At 44.9% G+C, this 26,542-nt stretch carries 23 protein-coding genes; 15 read left to right on the top strand and 8 right to left on the bottom strand.

Annotated features, from left to right (window positions below; genetic code table 11):
- Nucleotides 1-10 precede the first annotated feature (10 nt).
- The 5 genes from V7R39_RS04715 (at nucleotide 11) to V7R39_RS04695 (ending at nucleotide 7,553) form a co-directional block, all read left to right on the top strand.
- Entirely contained in the window at nucleotides 11-1,273 is a 1,263-nt protein-coding gene (locus tag V7R39_RS04715) for a pyridoxal-phosphate-dependent aminotransferase family protein (RefSeq protein WP_334028689.1), read from the top strand.
- Nucleotides 1,266-2,501, top strand: a complete 1,236-nt coding sequence (locus V7R39_RS04710) for an allantoate amidohydrolase (protein ID WP_334028686.1) — start codon at nucleotides 1,266-1,268, stop codon at nucleotides 2,499-2,501. Before V7R39_RS04715 ends, V7R39_RS04710 begins: the two co-directional genes overlap by 8 nt.
- A 191-nt stretch (nucleotides 2,502-2,692) precedes the next feature.
- Nucleotides 2,693-3,058 carry a hypothetical protein gene (locus tag V7R39_RS04705; RefSeq protein WP_269520344.1) on the top strand — a complete coding sequence of 122 codons (366 nt, stop codon included), beginning with the start codon at nucleotides 2,693-2,695 and terminating at the stop codon, nucleotides 3,056-3,058.
- Between the two features lie 381 nt (nucleotides 3,059-3,439).
- Nucleotides 3,440-4,840 (top strand): uracil-xanthine permease family protein, encoded by a 1,401-nt coding sequence (locus V7R39_RS04700; protein WP_334028681.1) that lies wholly within the window; start codon nucleotides 3,440-3,442, stop codon nucleotides 4,838-4,840.
- A 283-nt stretch (nucleotides 4,841-5,123) separates the two neighbouring features.
- A complete protein-coding gene (locus tag V7R39_RS04695; protein ID WP_334028679.1) occupies nucleotides 5,124-7,553 on the top strand; it encodes a TonB-dependent siderophore receptor in 2,430 nt (809 codons plus the stop codon).
- Between the two features lie 9 nt (nucleotides 7,554-7,562).
- On the opposite strand, the gene V7R39_RS04690 is transcribed toward V7R39_RS04695, so the two are convergent.
- On the bottom strand, nucleotides 7,563-7,943 hold the full coding sequence (locus tag V7R39_RS04690) for a hypothetical protein (protein WP_334029138.1): 381 nt from the start codon (nucleotides 7,941-7,943) through the stop codon (nucleotides 7,563-7,565).
- On the opposite strand from V7R39_RS04690, the gene V7R39_RS04685 reads away from it, so the two are divergent.
- Nucleotides 7,870-8,973 (top strand): purine nucleoside permease, encoded by a 1,104-nt coding sequence (locus V7R39_RS04685; protein WP_334029123.1) that lies wholly within the window; start codon nucleotides 7,870-7,872, stop codon nucleotides 8,971-8,973. The genes V7R39_RS04690 and V7R39_RS04685 overlap by 74 nt on opposite strands.
- A 172-nt stretch (nucleotides 8,974-9,145) precedes the next feature.
- Here the strand turns inward: V7R39_RS04685 and V7R39_RS04680 are convergent, their stop codons facing one another.
- Together V7R39_RS04680 and V7R39_RS04675 are read right to left on the bottom strand one after the other, a co-directional pair.
- Nucleotides 9,146-9,271 (bottom strand): hypothetical protein, encoded by a 126-nt coding sequence (locus V7R39_RS04680; protein ID WP_334028677.1) that lies wholly within the window; start codon nucleotides 9,269-9,271, stop codon nucleotides 9,146-9,148.
- A gap of 171 nt (nucleotides 9,272-9,442) precedes the next feature.
- Complete coding sequence (locus tag V7R39_RS04675; protein WP_334028675.1) at nucleotides 9,443-10,375, bottom strand: GGDEF domain-containing response regulator; 933 nt, start codon at nucleotides 10,373-10,375, stop codon at nucleotides 9,443-9,445.
- 459 nt (nucleotides 10,376-10,834) lie between these two features.
- Here V7R39_RS04675 and V7R39_RS04670 point away from each other — a divergent pair, with 459 nt between their 5' ends.
- Complete coding sequence (locus tag V7R39_RS04670) at nucleotides 10,835-11,185, top strand: Hpt domain-containing protein (RefSeq protein ID WP_334028673.1); 351 nt, start codon at nucleotides 10,835-10,837, stop codon at nucleotides 11,183-11,185.
- Between the two features lie 96 nt (nucleotides 11,186-11,281).
- Here the strand turns inward: V7R39_RS04670 and V7R39_RS04665 are convergent, their stop codons facing one another.
- A complete protein-coding gene (locus tag V7R39_RS04665; protein WP_334028669.1) occupies nucleotides 11,282-12,292 on the bottom strand; it encodes an adenosine deaminase in 1,011 nt (336 codons plus the stop codon).
- A gap of 289 nt (nucleotides 12,293-12,581) precedes the next feature.
- Between V7R39_RS04665 and V7R39_RS04660 the strand changes: the two genes are divergently transcribed.
- The gene (locus tag V7R39_RS04660; RefSeq protein WP_334028667.1) at nucleotides 12,582-13,913 is read left to right on the top strand and encodes an NCS2 family permease; all 1,332 of its coding nucleotides are present in this window, start codon (nucleotides 12,582-12,584) and stop codon (nucleotides 13,911-13,913) included.
- A gap of 46 nt (nucleotides 13,914-13,959) precedes the next feature.
- Here V7R39_RS04660 and V7R39_RS04655 read toward each other — a convergent pair whose 3' ends face one another.
- From V7R39_RS04655 to V7R39_RS04645, 3 genes are all read right to left on the bottom strand, one after another.
- Complete coding sequence (locus tag V7R39_RS04655; protein ID WP_334029121.1) at nucleotides 13,960-14,217, bottom strand: DUF3862 domain-containing protein; 258 nt, start codon at nucleotides 14,215-14,217, stop codon at nucleotides 13,960-13,962.
- A gap of 203 nt (nucleotides 14,218-14,420) precedes the next feature.
- Nucleotides 14,421-15,335, bottom strand: coding sequence for an allantoinase PuuE (gene puuE / locus V7R39_RS04650; RefSeq protein WP_334028665.1), 915 nt, complete (start codon nucleotides 15,333-15,335; stop codon nucleotides 14,421-14,423).
- 3 nt (nucleotides 15,336-15,338) lie between these two features.
- Nucleotides 15,339-15,983, bottom strand: a complete 645-nt coding sequence (locus tag V7R39_RS04645) for a TetR family transcriptional regulator C-terminal domain-containing protein (RefSeq protein ID WP_334028663.1) — start codon at nucleotides 15,981-15,983, stop codon at nucleotides 15,339-15,341.
- Nucleotides 15,984-16,680: 697 nt separating this feature from the next.
- On the opposite strand from V7R39_RS04645, the gene xdhA reads away from it, so the two are divergent.
- The 7 genes from xdhA to V7R39_RS04610 are packed head-to-tail and all read left to right on the top strand — an operon-like array spanning nucleotide 16,681 to nucleotide 25,141.
- A complete protein-coding gene (xdhA, locus tag V7R39_RS04640; RefSeq protein WP_334028661.1) occupies nucleotides 16,681-18,165 on the top strand; it encodes a xanthine dehydrogenase small subunit in 1,485 nt (494 codons plus the stop codon).
- Nucleotides 18,158-20,572: a xanthine dehydrogenase molybdopterin binding subunit gene (gene xdhB / locus V7R39_RS04635; protein ID WP_334028659.1), complete on the top strand. Its 2,415-nt coding sequence runs from the start codon at nucleotides 18,158-18,160 to the stop codon at nucleotides 20,570-20,572. Before xdhA ends, xdhB begins: the two co-directional genes overlap by 8 nt.
- The gene (xdhC, locus tag V7R39_RS04630; protein WP_334028657.1) at nucleotides 20,572-21,588 is read left to right on the top strand and encodes a xanthine dehydrogenase accessory protein XdhC; all 1,017 of its coding nucleotides are present in this window, start codon (nucleotides 20,572-20,574) and stop codon (nucleotides 21,586-21,588) included. Before xdhB ends, xdhC begins: the two co-directional genes overlap by 1 nt.
- Nucleotides 21,575-22,078 carry a 2-oxo-4-hydroxy-4-carboxy-5-ureidoimidazoline decarboxylase gene (gene uraD / locus V7R39_RS04625; protein WP_334028655.1) on the top strand — a complete coding sequence of 168 codons (504 nt, stop codon included), beginning with the start codon at nucleotides 21,575-21,577 and terminating at the stop codon, nucleotides 22,076-22,078. Before xdhC ends, uraD begins: the two co-directional genes overlap by 14 nt.
- Before the next feature lie 12 nt (nucleotides 22,079-22,090).
- Nucleotides 22,091-22,423 carry a hydroxyisourate hydrolase gene (gene uraH / locus V7R39_RS04620; protein ID WP_334028653.1) on the top strand — a complete coding sequence of 111 codons (333 nt, stop codon included), beginning with the start codon at nucleotides 22,091-22,093 and terminating at the stop codon, nucleotides 22,421-22,423.
- Between the two features lie 5 nt (nucleotides 22,424-22,428).
- A complete protein-coding gene (gene guaD, locus V7R39_RS04615) occupies nucleotides 22,429-23,874 on the top strand; it encodes a guanine deaminase (protein ID WP_334028651.1) in 1,446 nt (481 codons plus the stop codon).
- Complete coding sequence (locus V7R39_RS04610) at nucleotides 23,861-25,141, top strand: urate hydroxylase PuuD (protein WP_334028648.1); 1,281 nt, start codon at nucleotides 23,861-23,863, stop codon at nucleotides 25,139-25,141. The genes guaD and V7R39_RS04610 overlap by 14 nt, the downstream gene beginning before the upstream one ends.
- A 22-nt stretch (nucleotides 25,142-25,163) precedes the next feature.
- Here V7R39_RS04610 and V7R39_RS04605 read toward each other — a convergent pair whose 3' ends face one another.
- On the bottom strand, nucleotides 25,164-26,429 hold the full coding sequence (locus V7R39_RS04605; protein WP_334028646.1) for a diguanylate cyclase: 1,266 nt from the start codon (nucleotides 26,427-26,429) through the stop codon (nucleotides 25,164-25,166).
- Nucleotides 26,430-26,542 lie beyond the last annotated feature (113 nt).

Below are 26,542 nucleotides of genomic sequence, written 5' to 3'. Positions count from 1 at the left end.
GTTTTCTTTTATGCAAGGTTTTACACCGCTTTCTCCTCCACCTCGCCTTCTTATGGGTCCAGGGCCCATTAACTGTTACCCGCGGGTGCTATCGGCAATGGCAACACAGCTAGTGGGCCAATACGACCCTGTAATGACGGGCTACATGAACGAAACCATGGCCTTGTATCGCAATGTGTTTAATACGAAAAATCAGCAAACGTTTTTGGTAGACGGCACCTCGCGTGCAGGTATTGAAGCCGTGCTGGTGTCGGCTATTGAGCCCGGTGACAAAGTGCTTATTCCAATCTTTGGCCGCTTTGGCCACCTATTAGCTGAAATTGCTGAACGTGCCGATGCCGAAGTACATACCATTGAAGTGCCGTGGGGAGAAGTCTTTACCCCTGAACAAATAGAAACGGCGATCAAATCAGTTAAACCAAAATTACTGGCCACTGTGCAAGGTGATACTTCCACCACCATGCTGCAGCCTCTTGCTGACATTGGCGCAATTTGTGAAGCCCACGACGTGCTTTTTTACTGTGATGCCACTGCATCAATTGGCGGAAACCCGCTAGAGGTAGACGCTTGGAAACTCGATGCAGTGTCAGTGGGTTTACAAAAGTGTTTAGGCGGGCCCTCTGGCAGTGCGCCTATTACCCTTAGCGATAAGTTTGTCAAAACCGTTCGCACTCGTCATCACGTGGAAGCCGGCATTCGCGATGCCCACCACCAGGCGGCAACAGGCCCTAAAATTCGCTCCAATTACTTCGACTTGCCAATGATCATGGATTATTGGGGGGATGAGCGCCTCAATCATCATACAGAAGCCGCCAGCATGCTGTACTGCGCGAGAGAATGCGCACGAGTACACTTGGAAGAGGGGCAACAACAGGTTATTGCACGTCATAAAGTGGCTGGCGATGCCATGCTTGCGGGCATTCAAGCAATGGAGCTTGCGCCTTTTGGCGATTTAAAGCACAAAATGTACAACGTGGTAGGTGTGTATATTCCAGATGATGTTGAAGGTGAAGAGGTTCGAGAAACCCTATTGCTGCGTTTTAACATTGAAATTGGCACCAGCTTTGGGCCATTAAAAGGGAAAATTTGGCGCATTGGCACTATGGGCTACAACGCCCGCGAAGACGCTGTGCTTCATACCTTGCAGTCACTAGAAACCGTACTTGGCATGCAGGGGCATCAATGCCCTGCTGGTGCAGGCGTTGAAGCCGCACTTAACGTGTATACCCAAGCAAAGAATGCAGTTAACAAGGCGGGTAGCGCGAATGAGTGAGTTCGCTGAACTAGCTACACAAGTAATGGCGCGATGTGAAATGCTAGGCACGCTAAGTCAAAACCCCAACTGCCTAGATAGGCGATACCTCAGTGAGCAACACAGGCTTGCCAATCAACTCGCTTCTGGTTGGATGATTGAAGCGGGAATGACCACATGGCAAGACGCCGTTGGCAATATTTGGGGCCGCTATACATCAACGGTGCCGAATGCCCCTCGCCTTATTTTAGGCAGCCATTTAGATACCGTACCAAACGGCGGAAAGTATGACGGTATGTTAGGTGTTGTTGCCGCCATTTCCATGGTTGCCATGTTCGACGGCTTGCAGCGTAAATTTCCTTTTAACATTGATATTGTGGGCTTTTGCGATGAGGAAGGCACACGCTTTGGCACAACGCTTTTAGGCAGTCGCGCCCTGACAGGAAATTGGCAAGAAAGCTGGCGTCATTTAAAAGATGAAAACGGCATGAGTTTAGCCGAAGCAATGGAGCAATTTGGACTTCATTTTGATGAAGTGTCCAGCGCCAGTATTTCACCTACTGATATTTTGGGCTATTTAGAACTTCATATAGAGCAAGGCCCGGTTCTTGAACAAGAAAATCTGCCTGTAGGCGTAGTAAGTGCCATTGCCGGCGCAAAGCGTTTTACTATCACCATAGAGGGAATGGCCGGTCACGCTGGAACCGTACCAATGTCTATGCGCTACGATGCCCTTGCTGCCAGCGCAGAAATGATATTGGCGGTAGAGCGCACAAGCCATCAGCGACCAGGTGTTGTCGCAACCGTGGGCAAGATAGATAACATGCCAAACGGCGTAAACGTGATATCGGGTAAAACCCGTTTTTCACTGGATGTAAGAAGCGAAGATGACGCATTGCGAGACGCGGCGCTAGCAGAAATAATGCAGCAATTTGGCGAGATTGGCGCGAAGCGTAATGTAAAGCTAAATGTAGAGCAAACTCACGCTGCTTCTGCAGTGCAGTGCGACGAAGACCTAAAGCAAGCCTTAGTGCGTGGGGTAGAGCTGAGCGACATAAAGCCAAGAATATTGGCATCCGGCGCGGGGCATGACGCTATGGCAATGGCTGATATATGCCCAGTGGCTATGCTATTCACGCGCTGTAAAGGCGGCATTAGTCATCACCCTGGTGAGTCAATAAAGGAAAGTGACGTAGAGGCAAGTTTATCGGTGTTATTCAAAAGCATCGAGAACCTTCAGCATGCCTAGCGCCCCCAGTGGCGCTTGTGCACTTCAGTGCTGTATTTCGTAGCCGTTCTTAAAGGCTATTCTTAAGAGCCATTCATCAGGGTCGTTCTTGAGAACCGATCTTCAGGGCCGGGCTTCGAACTTCAGAGTTGCAGCGCTCACAGGCTTTAAAAGTAAAGATTAATAGTTCAAAAGAAAAAGGGAGAGGGCTAATGAAAATAAGCAGAATTTATAACGATGATGAAGGGAAAAGCCACTTTGGTGAAGCCCATATCGACCTTAAAGACGGCGGCCCAATTGGATTGCTTTCAGAAAAATTCGGTGTAGATAAAATTATATTTAGGGAAACGCCTGCCGACTACGATTTTAAATGGCACCCAGCCCCAGCTCGCCAGCTTTTGTTTATTATAAAAGGCCGCGCTGAGTTCACCGTTTCTAATGGCGAGAGTAAAGTGTTAGGTGCAGGTGATGTTTTACTCCTTGAAGATACCGAAGGCCAAGGGCATTGCTCGAAGGCTTTATTCAATGAGGTACGACATTCCATATTTGTTACCTTAGACGATGACACTACTTTTTAAGATGCTCAAATTAGGGCGGATTGATCTTCACCGTTTATTTGTGCAGAAAAAGTCAACACGCCCTAATACAGCCCCCCTTAAAATGACCTAACGGTCATTTTTTTGCACTATTTCCACTCAATTGCACAGCTACAGTGCACAGTCCATTCTTTGCTTATACGGTTTTTCTCACATCTTATCTTTATATATATTTTTCAGCTACTTAGGCCAGAATCAATTCAAGAATAACAATGACCAACTGGTCAGCTAATTGCTTTATTTACTTTTTATTCTGCGTACTTTTTGTTGCTCACTTTTCGTTGCTCGTTCTTGAGTAAGAAGCGCGAGTACAAAGCAAGAGTACAAAGCTCGAGTACGGAGCACGATTCATTTGGAAATATAATGCACAATAGCGACTTACTTTTTAATCTTCACGACAAGCCTAGTGCACTCACGTCACTTATCGCTGCCTTTCAACATATGTTAGCCAGCTTTGTAGGCGTAATTACACCTACGCTTATTATCGCTTCAACATTAGAGTTAGCAGAGTACACCCCCTATCTCATTAGTATGGCGTTGTTTGTAAGTGGCGTTGGCACTGCGGTTCAAACCAAACGAACTGGCCCTATTGGCAGCGGTCTTGTAGCCATTCAAGGTACCAGTTTCGCTTTTATAAGCGCTTTATTACTTGCTGGTAATCAAGTGAAAAATAATGGCGGCTCGTCTGAGGATATTCTTGCCCTTTTGTTCGGACTTACCATGGCCGGTGCGGTAGTTGAAATTGTATTTAGCTTATTCATTGCCCAATTAAAGCGCATTATTACACCACTCACCACAGGAATTGTGATTACGGCAATTGGGTTGTCATTAATCAACGTGGGTATGACGGATTTGGCAGGTGGCTTCAATGCACAAGGATTTGCTGATGTATCAAACTTGGGAATTGGTGTTGCCGTTTTACTTGTTATTGTTTTTTTAAACGCCTCGTCTAATCACTGGCTTAGATTGTCAGCTATTTTTATCGGTATGTTTTTGGGCACTTTCTATATTGTGTTCACCGACGGCATAAACCTTCAGCATTTAGCAGTTTTGCCTGTTATCGCCATTCCACAACCTTTCGCATTTGGTATCGACTTCGACATTTCACTGTTTTTGCCTATTGCACTCATCTATCTCTTTAGTGCTATCGAAACCGCGGGCGATCTCACTGCTAATAGTCTTTTTTGTAAGCAGCCCACTAGCGGGCCGCTTTACCTTTCTCGAATTAAGGGTGGGATTCTCGGTGACGGCATAAACTCGCTGCTAGCAGGCGCATTTAACACGTTTCCAAATACTACATTTGGTCAAAATAATGGGGTTATTCAGCTAACCGGCATCGCCAGCAGGAAGGTAGGGTTTTATGTTGCTGGTCTGTTTGTCGCCGTAGGTTTTTTTCCTGTTGTTGGCGGCATACTTCAAGCCATTCCAAAGCCTGTGTTAGGAGGAGCAACACTGGTTATGTTTGCCATGGTTGCGGTTGGTGGGCTTAAGCTATTAGCCAGTCACGCGTTAGATAGACGAAGCAGTTTGGTAACCGCTTGCTCACTTGGTATGGCTATTGGGGTGATGATGGTTCCCGAAGCGCTATCCCAATTGCCCCTGTGGCTTAAAAACGTACTGTCATCTCCTGTCACCTCTGCGGGATTAACCGCAATAGCCTTAGATTTAACCCTACCAAAAATGACTGATACAGATTCTTCTGTATTAGGGCGTAATGATCTTTTAAAGAGCGATGAAAATCAGCCAGTTGCAAGTGAAAATTAGCCACTTGCGCATGAAAATCGGGCCACACTTATTGGTGCAAATTGCGGGCAAAACTCCCATTAATGGTGCACTCAATGTCATGTAGAAAAAGCGTTACATAAATATAACATTATATTCATCGAAAATAGAAAATAACCCTATATTTATCAACACGTTAAATATTTCAAAAATGCAGACTAAATGGACAAGAAGTTGGCACTTTTTCTGCTCTTCTATTTTCAGCAAGCAAGAACAGCGTTAAAAAGCTCCACAAAAGAGCTAAATAAAATAAAAAGAGGAAGCCATGAAACACACTACGTTCGCTCTATCCCCCCTATCTCGGGCTCTCATTGTAGGTATTGGTGCTATGGCATCAGTATCTACCAGCGCGATTGCGCAAGAGGAAACGCCTAAAGAAGCCGATGTTGAAAAAATTGAAGTAACAGGCTCGCTGGGCAGCTTACCAGGGCAAGACGTTGAATCTGTTTTTGGATTCGGAAAGTCTATCTTGGAGACCCCTCGCTCAGCTTCAACCATTTCACAAGAGCAAATGGAACGATTTAACGTCACGGATATAGACGAACTGGTTGCTTTTGCACCGGGTACATTCACACAATCTTTCTTCGGTGTGGCAGGCTCTTTGGATGTACGAGGAACGCCAGGTGAAAACTATTTTAGAGGGGTTAAGCGTCTAGATAACCCAGGCAACTACCCTACGCCAATTGGTGCATCTAGCCGAATAGATATTGTGCGTGGCCCTGCTTCTCCTATTTACGGCCCGTCGAAGATTGGCGGCTATCTTAACTTTAACCCCAAATCTGCGCGTGCATCGTCCGGTCAATACTTAGATTCTCCTACAGGTAGACTTTCTTACACCGCTGGTTCGTGGGACAAAAGTATTCTTACCGCTGAAGTGGGCGGTCCTGCTGAGGTGGGCGGTAAAGAAATGGGTTACTATCTATACGGCGAAGTAGAAAACTCAGATAGCTACTACGACAATACGCAAACCGACCAAACCATTTTACAAGCGTCGTTCAATATCGATATTACCGATAATCTGCGCTTTGAATTTGGTGGAATGTATCATGACTTTGATGGTAACCAGGTAGCAGGTTGGAACCGTTTAACTCAAGAGTTGGTTGACGACGGAACTTACATTACCGGTACAGCACTGCCATTAGATACCGATGGTGACGGACAAATAAGCCATGAAGAATATGGTGCTGTTAACATTGCGGGCAATAGCTTTTTCTATGTGCCAGGAGCTGCATTTACCGACGATGAAGCAACCGACTTGATGAAGCTTCAAAATGTGGGTACAACAACATTAAGCGGTAACCAAGTACTTGTTGCTCCTGACGATCAACTCGGTAACGAAGCTATTACCCTTTATTTTGACACCATTTTTTACGCCGATGAGTGGGAAATTCGCAACCAGCTTTTCTATGATTATTACGATAACATCAATGAAAACGCCTATGGGTTTTCTCAGTTTCACGAAAGTTGGGTAGTAGAAGACAAGCTCATTTTTGCTACTGAATACGAGAAAGACAGTTTACTCGCGCAATTCCAGTTCTCCCCTTCTATTCGCTACACCGACTTTGAGCACGGTGATGACTTTACTTTTGAGTACTTTAATCGTCGCGACCTTACTATGGCTTCATCTCCATTAGACCGCCGCTTATTGTCAACTCGCTCTGGTAAAAATTACGATAACTACGATGTAGGTAATTACCTAGATTTAGGCATCGCAGCCATGACCGACTTGACGTGGGATTGGGGGCTGAACCTCGTTTTAGGTTTACGTTACGACACCATAGACATTGAAAGTACTTCTCGCAGCGACTTATTACTTTTTGCTACGGGTGATGAGACGCCGGTGTCTGCAGAAGAGACCGTAGACGGTTGGTCTTGGAATGCCAGTATTTCCTACGAGTTTGATTTTGGTCTTATTCCATACTTCACCGCAGCCGAACAGGCAACGCTGGTTGCCGGTCAAGGTGCAGAGATTGGCGTTGGTCAGTTAAACCAACCTGATTCTAGCGGTGCTTTTGATACCTCAGAACTCATTGAGTACGGTGTTAAAGGTTCGCTACTAGACGACACCCTTTACTTTGCTCTATCTGTTTTTGAACAAGAGCGTACCGACTTTAACACGCAAAATGTTGTCACCAATAACACGACGAATAACGAAGGTATTGAGTTTGAACTTCGCTGGGTGGTTAACGAAAACCTTGTGGTTTCAGCAGGCTACACTAACATTGAAGTTATAAACCTAACTGCGCTTGAGAATGGCAGTCAGTTTGGTTTCTTGGGCGCTGAAGATTTAGTCAACCTTACCGATCCGTCTCTCGTGTTTGGCGGAAACGTAATCGGGCTTAATCTTATTGGTGAAGGATTTGCTAACTCTGACGGCCGCAAGGCAGGTATTCCTGAAAATATTTACACCCTAACAGCGACATACGACTTTCAAAATGGATATGCAGCCAATGTTAGTGTTGTTGATGTAGAAGAAGTTGCCTCTGGTTTTTCTGCGGCAGTTACACTTCCTGCTTACACACTAGTGAATGCCGGTCTGTCTTATGAAGCTGAAGATTGGACGGTTAATGTGACGGTTAAGAACTTAACCGATGAACGTTATTTCCGTGCTAACTTCCCAGACTTGTTTGGTAGTCAAATTGTATTGCCAGAATTACCACGTCACTGGAACGCTACGTTTGCCTACAGATTTTAAACGTACTCTTTAGGCTAAACCCAGTTCGCTGGGTTTACCTTTTTTATTGGAGACACTTATGTATTTACGCGTTTTATCCCTACTTCGATTCTCTTTGTCATTGAGTGTTTCAATTGCTAACACAGTCTTGAACGGTTTGAGAGTCTTGAACGGTGCGAGAGACTTGAACGGTTTGAGAGACTTGAACGGTTTGAGAGTCTTGAACACTGTGACAGTCTTGAACGGTGCGAGAGTCTTTAACGCTGCGAGAGTTCTGCGCGCTGAAAGAATTTTGAGCACAGCCAAAGCTTTAAGCGCGGCAAGCTTCTTGAGCGCAATGAGCTTTTCATCATTGGCACAGGACTCCACCCCCCAAGCTAATGATATATCGTTGACACCATTGAGTTCCACAAAAGGACAGGCTCATGAAAAAACCAAGTTAAAAGTAAAAGTGGTCGTTGTGAGCATGTTTGAAATTGGCGAGGATACGGGTGACGCTCCGGGAGAGTTCCAGCTTTGGCGTGAACGGGAGTCGTTAGACACAGTTTACCCTACGCCCCACGCTCATCATGATGTGTTCGCAAATGAACAAAAAGGCATCATTGGTATTGTAACAGGAATGGGTATTGCCAGAGCGTCTGCTGCTATTATGACGTTAGGGTTAGACCAGCGTTTTGACTTATCCCAAGCGTATTGGATAGTGGCGGGCATTGCCGGTATCGACCCATTAGATAGCACCATTGGCAGTGCCGTTTGGACTGACTATGTAGTAGACGGCGACCTTGCTCATCACATTGATGCGCGAGAAATTCCGGATAGCTGGAACACGGGTTACTTTCCGCTTTTCACCCACGCACCATACGCAAATGCCGAGAATGTTAATGTTGAAGACAGCCCAAATGGAGAGGTTTATCAGCTCAACGAAAGCTTAGCAAAGTGGGCATATTCTCTTACTAAAAATACCGAGTTACCTAATACCCCTGCTATGGATGCATTACGAGCTAAATACCAAGGGTTTCCCAACGCGCTGCAACAACCTGTTGTCACCTATGGCTCTCACCTATCAGCATCTACATTTTGGCATGGCGAAAAGCTAAATACGTGGGCTAACGACTGGGTTTCTTACTGGACTCGTTCAAGGGGCAACTTTATGACGTCGGGAATGGAAGACTCGGCAACACTTCAGAGTCTGAGTTATTTACACAATGCAGGTCTGGTAGACAAAAACCGCTTAGTGATATTGCGTACGGCTAGCAACTTTACTATGCAACCACCTGGGCTTACCGCTGCTGAAAATTTAGAAAAAGAAAGCTCTGGCGATGGGTATGCGGCAATGAGAAGTGCCATTGAATCAGCCTATTTAGTGGGAAGCCAATTCAGCGACTATATTCTTACCCATTGGGATGAAGTGAAGACTGTACCGCCATCTCTTGATAAGTAATCTAGTGGGCAGCCCCTATCAGCCAATAATAAGAAAACGGTCGCGGCTATTAGCTTATACAACGCTTTAGGCAAAGGTTGATTTGATAATTAGCGTTTGTTTCACATGAGATAGCAAGCACCGGCATGGCTAAATCCATCAGTATGAGGTCGTACTGCTTGTCTCTAGCCTTCTAAAGCGAAATTTGCCCATTTTCAGCCACATCTACACCAAAATGAAAGTCTTTCAACATAGATGAAAGCACAAGTCTGTTGATGTCATTATCGTCAACAATGAGCACGTTAATAGTAGTGCGCAACAAATCTGCACAATGACATTTTCCTTTGTCAGGTGACCAACTAATATTTCATACACAAGCCTAGGCTACTAGCAAACACCCACCGTTAATATTGAACAATAGGATAGATATAAAACTTTTTAGAAGGCGTGATTTTATACCGCTAATTACGTTAATTTGCAGGCGAAAACATTACAGTGAGGGTGAAAAACCCTTCGCTTGATTCCTACCCGTATCTTTCGCTTCAAATAACGCCACATCGGCTTCCTTAATCAAGGAAGTTGCACTTGAACCAATAATTTCACGGGCGGGTTTTGCGGCATATCCAGCGCTGATAGTCACCATGCTATCTAGGCCATATTCATGAGTAATTGTAGCTTTGTTTACAGCCTTCACGATTTGCTCGGCAACAAAGCCAGCACCGGTTTCATCTACATAGGGCAATATCACCAAGAACTCTTCACCGCCAAAGCGTATAACCGCATCTTTCGGTCGTTTAACCGTCTGTTCAATGATAGAAGCAACACGTTGCAAGCAAATATCACCATCAAGGTGACCGTAGTTATCGTTGAACAGCTTAAAATGGTCGATATCAATAACAATAACGCCAATACTGTCCTTGTCTCTTGCCACTTGTTTTATCGTTTTCGGAATCTCTTTTGCTAAGTAGGAACGATTATAAAGCCCAGTAAGCTGGTCGTGATAAACCATACTTTCCAAATATTCAGTTCGAGTTTTGTTCTCTAGATGAGTTTTAATGCGGTGAGTCAACGTTGACGCATTTACGGGCTTCATCACAAAATCGGAAGCGCCTACTTCCCAGCAGGCATTTTCAACTTGCACGTCCATGGTAGCGGTAACAAAAATAATAGGAACAGAAGCAGTCTCAGGAAAAACTCTTAGCGCTTGGCATACTTCCAAGCCATTTTTATCCGGCATGTTCATATCAAGTAGCACTAAATCCGGCACGTCTTGTCGGCATTTTTGTATTGCCTCACGACCACTTCTTGCGGTTTGACACACCACGAAGCTCTCCAGAATAGATTCTAGCAATATACGGCTTGCAATCTCATCATCAACGATTAAGACCTTACACTCTGAAAAGGATTTTATTTTTGCTAACATTATTTATTTGAACAGCAGTATGTTGGAATAATAGACAAAATAAAATGCGTCACAAAAAGCCCTGTTCTGAAATTGATGAAATAAAAACATTCAACTCATTGTATACATAAGTCTTACAATAATACTCAGCTGCCGCAGAAGGGCTCTCCCATATTCACTCTACTCTCATCGTACTGCGACATCACGTTATTGAAAACAATATAAAACTGTGAAGGGTATAAAAGGAAATAACAAAAAAATTACAACAACAAATACGTGACGTATTTAACTTGACGTAACTGGCAAGCAACAGCTTTTTGTTGTAAGCAAATCATAGATAATCTTAAAATTTATTCTAATTTCTATTTGCTAACCAGGGCGTGCTAATCCTTTGAACGTCTTCAAATCATCTGCAATTTCTTCTATTTTTTGCTATCGTCATCTTACCAAAGTACTACTAAACACATGAAAGGGTTTGCAATGACCGCAGATACTCAAGCAAATTTATGGAACGCAAAAGAGGCCTTAGCCAGGTTGGGAGGTAACGAAACACTCCTAAACCGTATCGTTAGTATGTATTTAGAACAAGTAAACCTGAAACAACAGCAGCTTGTAGCCGCCATCAACGCAATGAATTTGGATGAAGTTCGTTTGCAAAGCCACTCCCTAAAAGGTTTATCCGGTGATGTGGGCGCGGATGCCGTGCGAGAGAAAGCATCCAACATCGAGCTATTGGCCAAGAATAATGCTATGGATAAAGTGGCTAGCGAAGCTGAAAACTTGGACGCGGTAATAAAAGCAACCATTGCGAAAATGGAAAAGAGCCTGTAATGCCAGCCGCCAATACCAGTCCGCCAATACCAGTCCGCATAGATAGTTACCCACCGAGTGAGCAATTATCTAAACGCACTGGTATAAACGACCTGCTTATTTTTTAAAATCGTCATCATCAATCTTATTAATGTACTGACGCTTTTTATCCTCTGGTAAAAAGCTAGCGGTGAAGCTGTTTTTGGCCAGCACTCTTACATGCTCTTCATTAATATCAAGAGATTCGCTAAGGGCAATAAAATTATCGTTTAAAAAACCGCCAAAATAAGTAGGATCATCTGAGTTAACAGTAACCAACAATCCCTCTTCAAGCAGCGTAAGTATATTGTGCTGCTTCATATCATCAATCACGCACAGTTTAAGGTTACTTAAGGGGCAAACAGTAAGCGGTATTTGCTTTTCCTTTAAGTAAGTCATCAACTCTGCGTCTTCTTGACACCTTACGCCGTGATCTATTCTATCCACCTCAAGCAAATTAATGGCTTCCCAAATATAGGAAGCAGGCCCTTCTTCACCCGCATGAGCCACTATTTTAAAGCCATATTGCTTGGCCTGCTTAAAAACGCGCTCAAACTTTGATGGCGGATGGCCTAATTCAGAACTATCGAGCCCAACGGCGTGAATATCCGAAAAATACGGCTTTGCGTGCTCTAAGGTTTCAAACGCCGAGGACTCAGGCAAATGACGTAAGAAAGACATAATAAGGTAACTAGAGATACCAAATTGTTGCTCAGCATCCTGCATAGCGCGCAGAAAGCCCGCCATGAAAGTCGCGAACTCTATTCCGCGCTCTGTGTGAGTTTGAGGGTCGAACATTATTTCGGTGTGAACGATATTTTCTTCATGGCAGCGAGATAAGTAGGCCCACATCAGCTGATAAAAATCATCTTCATCTATCAATACGCCCGCACCTGCGTAATAGAGGTCTAGGAAACTCTGTAAATCGGAGAAATTGTATGCCGCGGCTATCTCTTCCACGCTATTGTACGGAAGTGATACACTGTGCTTAGCAGCAAGATTCCACATCAGTTCTGGCGTTAAACTTCCTTCTATATGAAGGTGTAACTCTGCCTTGGGGATCTTCTTTATAGTATCGATTAACGACATGGCACCTCACTTTACCGCACCAAATAAATGCAAACTAACAATAATGGTGCATTATAGTTTATATCTGATTGTGTCTCTGTAGAAATTTATTAACCTGAATCCTGTTTAAAGAATGGTGCAAGCATTTGTTCAATTCATTTTCTCTCCATAGTTTTTGATGAGAAACAGAGCTACATGAATAGAAGCTAGCACGAAACGCACCAAAACATTGACTAGTTGGTCAGTTAATTGCTTGTGCATGTGATATCAACAAAGAAAATAATAACAGACACAACACAGAGATTATTAGATGTTCAATCAACTCCTAGAGCGGCTTTTCAAACTTCAGCAGCATGGCACAACTATTAGAACAGAAGTTATTGCTGGCCTCACCACCTTTGCCGCAATGTCTTATATATTAGTGGTTAACCCGGGCATTTTAGGCCTAAGCGGCATGCCTGTAGAAGGGCTTATTACCGTTACGGCAATAGCGGCCTGCCTAGGTACTTTGCTAATGGCGCTAATGACCAATTACCCTATCGCCTTGGCACCAGGAATGGGCTTGAATGCGTTTTTTGCTTTTACTATTTGCCTAGGTAGAGAGGTTCCCTGGGAGGCTGCCCTCGGTATCGTTTTTTACAACGGTATACTGTTCTTAATATTATCGCTAACTGGGGTACGAACAAAAATTGCCGAATCTATTCCGCCAGCACTTAAAATTGGCGTTCAATGCGGCATTGGGCTTTTCATCGCGTTTATCGGTTTGAAAAATGCAGAGCTTATTGTTGATAACCCCGCCACCTTTGTCCAACTTGGCGACTTATCAAACCCTGCTGTATTGTTGGCGTTAATGGGGATTATTTTCACCATTGTGCTAATGATTAAAAAAGTCACAGGCGGCATACTTATTTCCATTATCACATTAACCGTTATTGGTGCGTTTATTCCCACTGAATCTGGCACCCTGACTCAAACACCTTCAGCTATTGTGGGCATGCCCGAATCAATCTCAAACACTTTTTTCGCCATGGATTTCTGGTATCCCATCGACCACTTTGCGCAAACATGGGATCTCATTTTTGCGCTTATGTTCGTCAACATGTTTGATACTATCGGAACGCTCATTGGCGTGTCGCGCAAAGCTAACCTACTTACCGACGATGGAAGGCTCCCTAAAATAGGACCCGCAATGACAGCGGATGCATCTGCCAGTGTCGTTGGTGCCATAGTAGGCACTTCACCGGTGACAAGCTATGTGGAATCTGCCACCGGTGTCTCTGCAGGCGGACGCACGGGCTTGACGGCCGTGGTTGTATCGGCCTGTTTTGTGCTATCGCTATTTCTCACGCCATTAATGAAGGTTATTCCCCTGATGGCGACCACCCCAGCGCTTCTCATGGTAGGTATTCTTATGATGGAGTCGATTCGACAGCTAGATTTTGATGACCTCGGGGATTTGGCAACAGCGTCGGTAGCGCTAATCGCAATGCCTCTCACCTTTAGCATCAGCGAGGGAATAGCACTCGGGTTTATCACCTATGTGGGGATTAAAATTGGCACGGGCAAGTTTAAAGAAGTGACCTGGCTAACCTATTTTCTTGCGGCAGTCTTTGTACTGAGATACGTGTTAGATTTAAAATAGTCTAAGAAACAGCTTGAGCGTGAAAGGCAGCGGCAAGAAGTACATGTTACTTCAAGCCGCTATAATTAAATGTCACTGCTTTGTCCGCCATAAATACAATCTTAATATAGCTAGATTCCTCATTTCCCCAAGTACATGCCATAGTACCCATAGTTTTACCGCATTTATCCGCAGAGCCAATAATGCTTTCCACTTCCTGTTGCGTCATACCCATTTCCAATCTGTCGTAGTTCTCTTTCGACAGTTTAGAGCACGCAGTGAGAGCGAGCATACCTACAACCAACGCTATCGTTTTAAGTTTCATCATAGTCTCCTCTTTAGTTAAAGATAGCGTAAAAGCGTTATTCGTAAAGACTAGTAGCTGCTTTTACGCCCCCGATATACCTAACACCACTTTCTGCCATACGATTTTTTTATCACAGAGTTTCTGTTCCATAGTTTCTGCCACACAAGTTTTAGCCATATCACTCACCGTCATATGGCGTTTTGTCGAATCTATGGGCTTGCTTACTCAGAGGTGTCTGGGTGCTCACTGAGCCAGTGCTTTGCAATATCCTCTCTAGTGGCAATCCATACCTTGTCATGGGATTTCACGTATTCAATAAACCGTTTTAACGCTGCCAGTCTAGCCGGGCGCCCGATAATTCGATTATGCAAACCAATGGACAGCATTTTGGGGGAGTCACTGCCCTCTTCCCACAACACGTCGAAAGCATCTTTTAGATAGGTAAAAAACTGCTCACCGCTGTTAAAGCCCTGGGGTGAAGCAAAGCGCATGTCATTGGTATCTAACGTGTATGGCACCATCAGCAAGGGTTTGCTGTAGTGGTGGTCGAAATACGGCAAGTCATCGGCATAAGAATCGGCGCAGTAAAGAATGTCGTCTCGCTCAGCAATAAGCTTTAGCGTATTAGGACTTGTGCGACCGGTATACCAACCAACAGGCTTTTTGCCGGTTAATTGCTCGTGCAAAACAATTGCGTCGTCAATTTCCTTGCGCTCTTGCTCTTCACTCATATCCTGATAATGAACCCAGCGCATCCCGTGGCTGGCAATCTCCCAGCCAGCGTCTAGCATTGCCTTAACCGCTTCAGGGTGGCGCTGCATTGCCATGGTAACGCCAAACACCGTTACAGGAATATCTTGCTGAGTAAATAGTCGATGCAAACGCCAAAACCCGGCCCTGCTTCCGTATTCGTATAGTGATTCCATACTAAGATGGCGGTCTTGATACGCTTGAGCACCAATTATTTCCGATAGAAAAACTTCAGATGATTCGTCCCCATGAAGCACACAGTTTTCACCGCCTTCTTCATAATTAATGACAAACTGCAGGGCAATTTTGGCATTACCTGGCCAGTTTGCTTTCGGTGCATGCTGCCCGTAACCAATGAGATCTCGAGGGTAAGTAGATGTGGTCATATGCTATTGTGTAAACTCTTTAGGTACTGACAAACCGCAACCGCCAAGCACGAGATGCACGACCTCTTTTGTCGCTTGCTCAAAATCGGCTTTATTCATTTTTTTACCTCGCAAACGAGTAATTTGCGCAGAAAAATCAGCATAGTGCTGAGTACTCGCCCAGATACTGTAGAGTAAATACTCAGGGTTCAACTGTCTAAGCTTGCCAGCATTTATCCATGCGTTTATAAGCGCTACTCGCCCTTCCATCCAACGCGCATGCTCTTCATCAAAGTAACCGCTTAGGTTTTGAGCGCCGTTGATAATTTCCATTGCAAATATCTTTGAGGCCAATGGGTGGAGACGAGAAACTTCCATCTTTTCAGCGATGTATACTGATAATACATCAGCAGGGTCGTCCTCTACTGTCGCCTTATCGAAATGAGAGTTCCACAGCGACAATGTTTCTTCTAATACCGCTACGTAGAGGTCTTGCTTAGTTTTAAAATAGTAGAGAACGTTGGTCTTCGGTAGACCTGCTTCGTCAGCTATTTTCTGTACAGCAGTACCTTTAAAACCAAATTGAGCGAAGCACTTTTCAGCAGCCTGAAGTATTTTTCTTCTATTAGCAGCCCCAACTCCCGCCTCGGAGCTTCTTACCTTTATCATTATTATTTATTTCCTTTGCAAAACATTATGCAAGCGCAATTTACGTCATCAATGTACACCGCTAGCGCACATTCCGATAACGCACGTAGCCTAACGACATAAATGTTACTGTGAATTTTTGTACTTTGATAGGCTTACGGTAGCATGAATTAACGGTAGTCCTAAGCAAATATCAGCCCAAAAAACACCTTGTAGAACTATATAGACAGACGCAGCTCGCTATAAATTATTGATAGCTCGAAACAAAAATAGCCCTATATAACTGCCAGTGTATTAACCCGCTTGCATTTTGTAGCCTGTCGCTTTACGTTAGAGCGCCCACTATTTCAGTGCCGTATCGACCATTCTCTTCAAGCTAGCACCAAACTAGCATGAATCTTGCTGCAATTACCTTGCATTCATAGCTACGCTTTTATCAAGCACTTGTCGAAAAGCGCAGATATTACTAACTAAAAATTGCCTCAAACCGAATAATTATAGCCAATAACTAGTGCGCCTTAGTCTGGCTTTTTTTATACGCAAAAAATTGACCACATGGTCTACTTTTTTACTAAAAAGACAGCTATATTAAGGGGAGCTGTATTTAAAGGCAGTTTTTGTTGAAAAGCCGGCCTTACTAAAAAGCGTATAAGAAGCCGTGTTTGCGATAAATACAGCTAGTGGGAAAATATTATGAAAACAACAACAAGGTGTACGTATGATTCGCTTCCTCATTAACCAAGAAAGTGTTGAGATAGAGGACGTAAGAGCCGATCTTACGCTGCTTCAATTCATACGTGAGTACCGACATAAAACCGGTACAAAAGAAGGCTGCGCCGCAGGTGATTGCGGTGCTTGCACCGTTGTTCTTGCCGAGCCCAACGCCGATTTTTCAGCGCTTCATTACAGAACCGTAAATAGCTGTATAACGCTTATGAGCGCGGTGCATGCTAAACAACTTATTTTTGTTGAACACCTAAGTAATGGCGCTACTTTGCACCCGGTGCAACAGGCCCTTGTTGATCATCACGGTTCACAATGTGGTTTTTGTACACCCGGCTTTATTATGTCAATTTTCGCGCTTTATAATACAAACAGCTCGCCGAATAGAGACGATGTACTTCATGCCCTATCGGGTAACTTGTGTCGCTGCACCGGCTATCGCCCCATTATTGACGCAACACTAGCAGTCTGTGAACAGCAAGCTGATGACGGGTTTACGCGCAATACGTCTTCAACATTAAGCACCTTAAAGGCGATAGCTACGAGAGATAGTGTAGGCGGTGATTATATGGGTGGTGATTATATGGGTGGTGATTATGTGGGCACTAGGAACCTAATCATGCCTCGACATCGTAAATCTTTAGCAAAGGCGATAAAAGACAATCCAGCGGCTAGGTTAGTTTCCGGTAGTACCGATTTAAGTTTAACCTTTACCCAGCAGTTAAAAAATATCGATACGCTAATAAGTTTATCGCAGATGGATGAACTAAAAGTGTGCACCACAACGTCGCATTCTCTCATTATTGGTGCAGCCAATCCCATCAAGGACATCACGCAAGCGCTGTTAAAATACTTTTCGCAGCTGGCAGAGTTGATCACTCGATTTGCATCACTGCCAATCAGAAATCAGGCAACTTTGGGGGGTAATATTGCTAACGCATCTCCCATTGGCGATATGCCGCCCGCATTGATTGCGCTTAACGCAGCAATTTTGGTCGATAACGGAACACAAAAACGTTCAATTCCTGTAACAGAGTTTTTTGTGGGCTACAGAGAAACCGCTCTAAAAAGTGATGAATGGATTGCTGCCATTGAAATTCCCTTTCTGAGCGCAAATCAGCGTCTTGCCGCGTATAAGATATCGAAACGTTTTGAAGACGACATATCAGCAGTATGCGCCGTTTTTAACGTTACTATTAACCAAGGTATTATTGAGCAAGTCGATGCGGGGTTTGGCGGCGTCGCTGCAACCCCCGCAAGCTGCAACGCATTGCATGATGCGCTGGTGGGCAAGAACTTCTCAAGTAAAGCATGCGTAGACCTAGGAAAAACAGTGTTGATGAATGCGTTTACGCCTATTGATGATGTTCGCGCGACAGCAGAGTACCGCAAGACTGTGCTAGCAAATTTATGGCATCGGTTTTGGTTGGAAAATCAATCAGACACAACAATAACGACACGAGTGATGAACCATGCGTAAACTCATCGATTCACTTTCTATTGAACAGTCGTCTCACGCCTTGTCGTCAACGGACCAGCCATCAGGCCGTATTCACACGTCGCAAAAACATGAGAGCGCCATTCGCCAAGTGCAAGGCTCTGCAAATTACGTTGATGATATTACTGAACCCCAAGGTACCCTTTACGCCGCGGTTGGGCTTAGCCAGTGCGCAAGGGGTAAAATTACAGCAATAGACTTAAGCGCGGTTCGCGCAAGCGAAGGCGTTATAGACGTAGTAACCATAGACGACGTGCCAGGCCATAAAGATATAGGGCCAGTTTTTAAGGGCGACCCGTTACTTGCCGATGGCGAAATAAAATTCTGTGGGCAACCTGTGTTTGCAGTGTTAGCCACCTCAGTATTTGCAGCCCGCCGAGCCGCCCTTAAAGGCATTGTTACGGTAGACGGCGAAACGGCTATTCTTAACGCACAAGAGGCTCACCAACACAGTGCATTTGTACGCCCTTCACACCGTTTTGGTCAGGGTAATCCTGACAACATCATGCAGAATGCTGAGAACACCGTAAGCGGTACGTTAGATATAGGCGGTCAAGAGCATATGTATCTTGAGGGGCAAGTGAGTCTTGCCGTACCTTGCGAAGAAAACCGCATGGATATTTACACCTCAAGTCAGCACCCTAGTGAAGTGCAAAAGCTTGTTGCTGAAGTGCTTGATGTGCGCCTTCACCATGTCATGGTAGATATGCGCAGAATGGGTGGTGGGTTCGGCGGTAAAGAAACACAGGCTGCTCAATGGGCCTGTATTGCCGCGCTATTGGCACACAGAAATCAGCGAGCGGTAAAATTAAGGCTACCCCGTTTTGTTGATATGCACGTAACGGGTAAGCGCCACCCGTTTAATAACACCTTTGACGTAGCGTTTGACGACAGTGGTAAAATTATGGCGACACGCATGGAAGTAAACGGTATCTGTGGACATTCGCCGGACCTTTCTGACGCTATTGTTGATAGAGCCATGTTTCATGTCGACAACGGATACTTTTTAGGCGACAGCGATATTGTAGGCCATCGGCTGCAAACCAATATGGTATCACATACCGCTTACCGAGGTTTTGGCGGCCCTCAGGGCATGATCATGGCAGAAGCTATGATGGATAAAATTGCTCGTCATGCCGGCATAGACCCATTGATAGTGCGAAAAAGAAACCTCTATGGTGCATCAACGGGCACCAAAACACCTTACGGTATGGAAGTAGAACACAACCTGCTTCCTGAAATGATTGACGCCCTTGAGCGCAAAGCAAACTACTGGCAGCGACGAGAAGATACCGCTACGTTTAATAGCAATAGCCCAGTCGTTAAAAAAGGGCTGGCCTTAACACCAGTGAAGTTTGGTATTTCCTTTACCGCCAAGCACCTTAATCAGGCCGGCGCTCTCGTGCATATTTATACCGATGGCAGCATACAAGTTAACCACGGTGGTACAGAGATGGGCCAAGGCCTGCACACCAAGATAGGCCAAATTGCAGCCAACGAGTTTGGTATCGACTTGTCCATGATTGAGGTAACCTCTACACGTACTGATAAAGTACCGAACACATCCCCTACCGCGGCATCAAGTGGCACAGACCTTAACGGAAAAGCAGTTCAAAACGCCTGTATTACACTTAAAGAACGCTTAGCAGCATGTTTTGCGAAAAAACTAGGGCAAGATGAATCTGCAGAGCAAGTGACTTTTGAAAATGGACACGTGGTGTTGGGCGATGAAAAGATAACGTTTCCCGACCTTATTCAAGCCGCCTACTTTGAGCGCGTATCGCTATCGACAAGCGGTTTTTATCAAACGCCAAAACTTGCCTACAACCGAGATACGGGCGAAGGCCGTCCCTTTTTCTATTTTGCCTATGGCGTCTCTATGTCCGAGGTATCCGTTGATACCTTAACCGGCGAATACACCGTAGATCGGGTAGACATTATTCACGACGTAGGAAATAGCCTTAATCCGGCTATCGATATTGGACAGATAGAAGGTGCGTTTATTCAGGGAATGGGCTGGCTCACCACCGAAGACTTAAAATGGAACGAGAGTGGAAAGCTTATTAGCGAAAATATGGCGACCTATAAGATACCTGCCATCGGCGATACGCCTGCGACATTTAACGTTGAGCTGTATGGCAAAGAAAACGCCGAGGACAGTATTTATCACTCTAAAGCAGTTGGCGAGCCTCCTTTTATGTTGGCAATTTCAGTATGGTGTGCACTTAAAGACGCCATTGCTAGCTTATCTGATTACACTATTGACCCACAGCTTGATACTCCAGCCACACCAGAAAGAGTGCTCAATGCAATTACTGAAATGCAAGGGCACGCTGTAACCTCACCCACAGATTTAGCCGCTGAATTAAATAAAGCGTCGGAGGCCTAATGCAGAATCTTACTTGGCGCGCAAAAACGTGGCATGAAGGGATAGCCCAATGCCAACAGCACAATGTGTCGTACGTATTGGTTACCGTTGTCAGCGTTGCAGGCTCAGCGCCAAGGGAAACTGGCAGCAAAATGGTCGTTACCGCCTCTGAGAGCATCGATACTATTGGCGGTGGGCACTTAGAGCACCACGCCATCGCAACGGCGCGAGAGTTTCTTTTAAGCAATCAACCTCTCACTGAGCTGCGCAGCTACCCACTAAGCAGTAAATTAGGGCAATGCTGCGGGGGCGCGGTAAAAGTGCTATTTGATGTGTGTAATAGCTACCAGCAGCACATCGCCGTATTTGGCGCGGGTCACGTTGCAAAAGCGCTGGTGCCTATACTTTCGCAGCTACCTGTGAAAATTACGTGGATAGACAGCCGTGAGTCACTTTTCAGCAACAATGGAATAAATAACGCTGATACTTCGGCGCTTAATTCCAGCGATTTGCCAGATAATGTGAACATTGTTGTTGAGCAAGAGCCTGAAACTGAGGTTGCCCAATTAGCCCCCGGTACATGGCTGGTTATCCTTACCCATGACCACCAATTAGATTATCGAATTACGGAGCAAGCACTAAAATATCCATCGCTTCCGTTTGTTGGTCTTATTGGGTCACAAACCAAAGCCAAACGATTTATCACTAAGCTGTCTCATCGTGGTTTTGACGAAGCAGCTTTGGCGCGGCTTCATACTCCAATTGGCAACCCATCGATTCCGGGAAAACGGCCTATTGAGGTGGCAGTTTCTATAAGCGCCCAATTGATTGCGCTGTTACACTGCCAATCAGACAAAGACAGTACTCAAACAGCTGATAGTGCATCTACGTTCACCACTATCAGGGCAGCGACTAATATAAGAGCCGGTACAAGTGCCCGTACAAGAGCCAATACAAGTGCCGATAAAATCGCCACGGCAACAGCCAATGCAGAAAATACAGCCGGCAAAAAAGAGAAAACTAATGACATTCGATGAGCTAAATAGTCTAGAAGAGGCAAAGGCAGCTGAGTGGTTTGAACAATGCTGCGCCGCTACTACATGGGTTAATAGTATGGTCAATGCTCGTCCGTATGCAGATATCAATGCTGTCGAGGGTCAGGCAAAAACAGCCTGGGCTGCCTGTGATAGAGACGATGTATTAGCCGCATTCAAAGCGCATCCCATGATTGGCAATATAGAGTCGCTTCGTAAGAAGTTTGAAAATACAAAAGCCATAGCCGCAGGTGAACAATCTGGTGCACACACAGCCTCCGAAGAAACCCTTCATGAATTAAAAAATGAGAATATTGCGTATCTTAATAAACACGGCTTTATTTTCATCATTTGCGCTACCGGGCTAGCGGCCGAAACTATGTTGAATGCGCTCAAAAAACGACTTCCCAACAGCACAGAAGAAGAGATTAGCATTGCCGCGGACGAGCAATTAAAGATCACCCTTCTTCGACTAAACAAAGCGCTGAGCTAAACAGGATTAATTATGAATACACTATCAAGTCATGTACTCGATACCACATTGGGAAAACCCGCCAAGGGCATACCATTAACCCTTACATACCCAAATGGCGATAAGGCTGAGGGAGTAACTAATGACGATGGCCGCTTTAATGGCTGGGCAGAGAATAGCGCATCAGGTTTTAAGCCTGGGATCTATACGTTGCGTTTTCACTGTCAGCCGTTTCTAAAGGAGAATCACGGCAAAAGTTTTTATCCTCATATCGATATTACCTTTGAGCTAGAGCAACAAGGTGGGCACTACCACGTTCCCCTTCTTATATCACCGTTTGGTTTCAGCAGTTACAGGGGCAGCTAGATTTAATGCCGTTAAATTCTTTAATTTCAGAAGCTGGCTCTTTAAAAAAGTCACCTTTAAAAGCGACAGCGTCAAATACTGTAGTGCCGAAAAGAAAGCAGTTACTTCGCGCAAGTATTGCGCATTACCCGAAGAGTAAGCCTGCCAACAAGAGTGCTGATGAGCGCATAGACAAGCGCTTTTATGAACGCTCATATAAAGAAAACATCGAGATATTCACCGACGGTGCGCTAGTGATAGAAGACAGCATAATTCGCGATATCGGTGACTACGCCACTGTCGTTCAGAAATATCCCGATGCCGCTATCAGTGATCATTCGGGCAAATGGATATTACCCGGGTTGATAGACAGTCACCTGCATTATCCGCAAACACAGAGCATTGCCAACTATGGCGATCAGCTTCTAAGCTGGCTAGAAAACTACACGTTCCCAGCGGAAATGGCCTTTGCCGATGAAGAACACGCCAAAAATATCGCTAAGGTATTTGTCAATCAGCTCCTTAGAAACGGCACAACTACTGGATTTGTTTTTACCACCGTGCACGCGTCGAGTTGCCAGGCGTTATTTAGCGCAGCCAACGACATCAACATGGCGATTGTGGCGGGCAAAGTGTGCATGGACCGCAACTGCCCTGCACAGCTGCAAGATACAACAGAAATCGCACAGCGTGAAAGTGCCGACTTAATTGACCAGTGGCACAATAAGGGACGCAATAAATATGCGCTCACGCCGCGGTTTGCACCAACAAGCAGTGATGCTCAGTTAGCGGCGCTTGGCGAATTGGCAACGCAATATAAAGACGTTTTTATACAAACGCATCTTTCAGAAAACCGCGATGAAATTGCATGGGTAAATTCACTTTTTCCACATGCCGATGGCTACCTGGATGTTTACGACAAACACCACCTTGTGAGAGAACGTTCGGTTTTTGGGCACGGTATTCACCTTAATCAGGACGAATGGGTGAGGTTAGGCGAAGCAAATGCCACCTTGGCGTTTTGCCCTACCTCAAACCTGTTTTTAGGCAGTGGCCTTTTTAATATGGAGCAGGCAAAAGCGAATAACGTGCATGTTGCCTTGGCCACCGATGTGGGCGCAGGTACCACATTTAATATGTTTAAAACCTACGGTGATGCCTACAAAGTGAGTCAACTTCGCAATGCCCCTATAAGCCCCTTCGAAGGCTTTTACTTAATGACTCAGGGCGCTGCAGCTGCACACCAGTTAGATGACGAGATTGGAAATTTAAACCCCAACACTACGGCAGATTTTATTATTGTTGAACCACGGTTTGACGAACTCACCACATTGCGAATTAGTGAAAACGCCGCTTTTGAAGATGTGTTTTTCGCTCTCAGTATTCTTGGCGATGACCGCATGATTGAGCAAACCTGGATCAGCGGTCAATGTTGTTACAATAAAAAGGAGAATCAACATGCCTTGGCTTGACTGGTTTAGTTTATTTGTTCGATGGTTTCACGTTATCGCTGGCGTAGCGTGGATTGGTGCATCTTTCTATTTTATCTGGCTAGATAATAACCTTCGTGCACCTGCACAATGGAAAGTGGATAAAGGGATAAAAGGTGATTTGTGGGCGATACACGGAGGCGGCTTTTACGAAGTGGCTAAGTATGCCTATGGCCCTGAGCAAATGCCAACTACCCTGCATTGGTTTAAGTGGGAAGCCTATACGACCTGGCTTTCTGGCTTTGCCCTATTGATTATAGTGTATTATTTTGGCGCGTCAGCTTACCTTATCGACCCTCGGGTAAATGCCATTTCACCGACTGTCGCCATCGGCCTAGGTTTAGGGCTTATCTTTGGCGGCTTAGCACTATATGAACTTGCCTGTCGAAGCCGACTTGCAAACTACCCCGTTGCCTTTGGTGTTTGCCTTGTTACACTCATTTGTGTTGTCACCTTTTTCGCTACCCAGTGGTTTAGCGGCCGAGGCGCTTACATTCACGTGGGTGCGCTTATTGGCACTATCATGGCAGGTAATGTATTTCTCAACATTATGCCTAATCAGCGCAAAATGGTCGCTGCCGTGGCAGGAAAAAAAAACATCGACCCACAGTGGGGAGCAAGTGCAAAACTACGTTCACTGCACAATAACTACTTTACGCTTCCCTTGCTGTTTATCATGATTTCTAACCACTACCCCATGACCTATCAACATCAGCACAACTACCTAGTGCTTATTGCTATTATGATAGCGGCAGCGTGGATAAGACACTTCTTCAATTTACGTCATAAAGGGCAAACTAAACCAAGCATACTCGTTACCGGCACTATCGCTATGCTGGCCATAACTTTGTGGGTTTCATGGCCTCAAGCTACAGCCGTGAAATCTGCAAAAAGCTCTGCTGAATCAAAGCAAACAGCGTCTATCGATACAAATGGGGCTGTTTTAAATCAAGCCACTTCAAATACAGGCAGTGACTCGTTACCTACAGGAACCGCATCGATAAGTGACGAGCACGTAGAGGGCCTAATAAATAAACACTGCGTTAGCTGTCACTCGCGTAACCCAACCGACGACATTTTTAACGTTGCGCCTGTGGGGGTAATACTAGATACATGGCAAGACATAGAGCGCTATGCACCGCAAATAGTGAGGCGAACTTCGGTTACAAAAGATATGCCCTTTATGAATAAAACAGGCATGACTGAAAAAGAGCGCCAGGACATTGCGCGCTGGTTTGCACAGCGCTAACAATTTAAGAATGCTCGTTTATCTACATGACCTCATTCCCATGGGGCTTTTTCTTTACGGTGTACATAGCGCGATCTGCAGCATCAAGCCATTCCTGTACCGACGATAACTCGTCGCTCCATTCTTTCCAGCCTGCGGTATAGCGAATAGGAATACAGGTATTGTCTTGAGCTAATACGACAAACGCGAGTTCATCAATACGAGCAAAAAAACGCTCTACTTCCTTCTCTTTAGTGCCGTAAAGCAGCACAACAAATTCATCACCGCCAATGCGACCCATTCTGTCTGTATCTCGTAACATGGTCTGCATTTTTTCCGAAAAGACTTGTAGCGCTTTGTCCCCCACTTTGTGGCCGTAATTATCGTTTATTTGTTTAAACTCGTTTAAGTCAATGTACACCAAGGTGGAAACGTGGCGTTCTCTTTTCATCCGCTCAACTTCTTTAGAAAGTTGCTTCAATATTTCTCGGCGATTAATAAGACCCGTTAGCGAATCGGTCTGAGACAGAACAGCGAGTTCGTTAACCGCTCGCTCTAGTGCCTGCTGCTGCTCTTTCTCTTTGGTTATATCGTCAGCCGCTCCCAAAATGAGGGTTTGTTGCTCTTTCGAATCATAAATGAGGCTGCCTCTATCATGTAGATAATGAATTTGGCCGCTAACATCATAAATACGATATTGAAGCTCCCAATTTTTCAGAGGGCGTTGATTAAATACTTCGAGAACTTTGGGTTTATCATCTTCATGCACGTGGTCGATGAATGCTAATGGCTTAGCGTACAGCTCATATTCACTGCGCCCGAAAATGCGCTGATAACCATCGTTGAGATAATGCATTGTTTTAATATCAGGGCTAGCTACCCAAATAAACGTGCGGGAAGAAAATTCATTAACAATCTTACTAAACAGCGCCTCAACCTGAAATAACTCGCCCTCTATTCGCTTTTTCTCATCGATGTCTTCGACTACCGAGATGAAAAAATCAGGATTGTCGTTAGCATCTCTCACTAAGGAGACCGTTAACTTTCCCCATACCGCCACGCCGTCTTTTCGAAGGTATTGCTTCTCCATGGTATAGCTATCAATTTTTCCATCAAGTAATTGTTCAAGGTTGGAAAGGTCAGTATGAAGATATTCGGCAACTGTTATTTCCTGAAACGTCATATTTTTGAGTATATGTCGCTCGTAACCTAAAAAATCACATAGCTTCTGGTTTACTTTGACAAAGGTTCCATGCGGACTCACGTGAGCTAACCCCACAGCACAATATTCAAAGGTTTTATCGATCATGTACATCCCTCACTATAAAAAAATGCATTCCTTGCCCTCTAGTGTTAGCTTCGCAAAACTAGCCGTTTGAAATTAGCTTCTTAAAATTAGCTTTGTAATAATGGCTTCATGGC

The organism is Alteromonas sp. P256, from assembly GCF_036864455.1.
GTDB lineage: Bacteria > Pseudomonadota > Gammaproteobacteria > Enterobacterales > Alteromonadaceae > Alteromonas.
Note: the sequence above shows the minus strand (reverse complement) of the source record. Positions and strands in the feature narration are given on the sequence as shown.

Coding starts and splice junctions, on each gene's coding strand:
- V7R39_RS04660 (WP_334028667.1), top strand. CDS start 12,582: ATGTTCAATCAACTCCTAGAGCGGCTTTTCAAACTTCAGCAGCATGGC.
- V7R39_RS04705 (WP_269520344.1), top strand. CDS start 2,693: ATGAAAATAAGCAGAATTTATAACGATGATGAAGGGAAAAGCCACTTT.
- uraH (WP_334028653.1), top strand. CDS start 22,091: ATGAATACACTATCAAGTCATGTACTCGATACCACATTGGGAAAACCC.
- V7R39_RS04695 (WP_334028679.1), top strand. CDS start 5,124: ATGAAACACACTACGTTCGCTCTATCCCCCCTATCTCGGGCTCTCATT.
- V7R39_RS04645 (WP_334028663.1), bottom strand. CDS start 15,983: ATGATAAAGGTAAGAAGCTCCGAGGCGGGAGTTGGGGCTGCTAATAGA.
- V7R39_RS04605 (WP_334028646.1), bottom strand. CDS start 26,429: ATGATCGATAAAACCTTTGAATATTGTGCTGTGGGGTTAGCTCACGTG.
- guaD (WP_334028651.1), top strand. CDS start 22,429: ATGCCGTTAAATTCTTTAATTTCAGAAGCTGGCTCTTTAAAAAAGTCA.
- uraD (WP_334028655.1), top strand. CDS start 21,575: ATGACATTCGATGAGCTAAATAGTCTAGAAGAGGCAAAGGCAGCTGAG.
- V7R39_RS04685 (WP_334029123.1), top strand. CDS start 7,870: ATGAGCTTTTCATCATTGGCACAGGACTCCACCCCCCAAGCTAATGAT.
- puuE (WP_334028665.1), bottom strand. CDS start 15,335: ATGACCACATCTACTTACCCTCGAGATCTCATTGGTTACGGGCAGCAT.
- V7R39_RS04710 (WP_334028686.1), top strand. CDS start 1,266: ATGAGTGAGTTCGCTGAACTAGCTACACAAGTAATGGCGCGATGTGAA.
- xdhA (WP_334028661.1), top strand. CDS start 16,681: ATGATTCGCTTCCTCATTAACCAAGAAAGTGTTGAGATAGAGGACGTA.
- V7R39_RS04670 (WP_334028673.1), top strand. CDS start 10,835: ATGACCGCAGATACTCAAGCAAATTTATGGAACGCAAAAGAGGCCTTA.
- V7R39_RS04655 (WP_334029121.1), bottom strand. CDS start 14,217: ATGAAACTTAAAACGATAGCGTTGGTTGTAGGTATGCTCGCTCTCACT.
- V7R39_RS04715 (WP_334028689.1), top strand. CDS start 11: ATGCAAGGTTTTACACCGCTTTCTCCTCCACCTCGCCTTCTTATGGGT.
- xdhB (WP_334028659.1), top strand. CDS start 18,158: ATGCGTAAACTCATCGATTCACTTTCTATTGAACAGTCGTCTCACGCC.
- V7R39_RS04700 (WP_334028681.1), top strand. CDS start 3,440: ATGCACAATAGCGACTTACTTTTTAATCTTCACGACAAGCCTAGTGCA.
- V7R39_RS04610 (WP_334028648.1), top strand. CDS start 23,861: ATGCCTTGGCTTGACTGGTTTAGTTTATTTGTTCGATGGTTTCACGTT.
- V7R39_RS04665 (WP_334028669.1), bottom strand. CDS start 12,292: ATGTCGTTAATCGATACTATAAAGAAGATCCCCAAGGCAGAGTTACAC.
- xdhC (WP_334028657.1), top strand. CDS start 20,572: ATGCAGAATCTTACTTGGCGCGCAAAAACGTGGCATGAAGGGATAGCC.
- V7R39_RS04675 (WP_334028675.1), bottom strand. CDS start 10,375: ATGTTAGCAAAAATAAAATCCTTTTCAGAGTGTAAGGTCTTAATCGTT.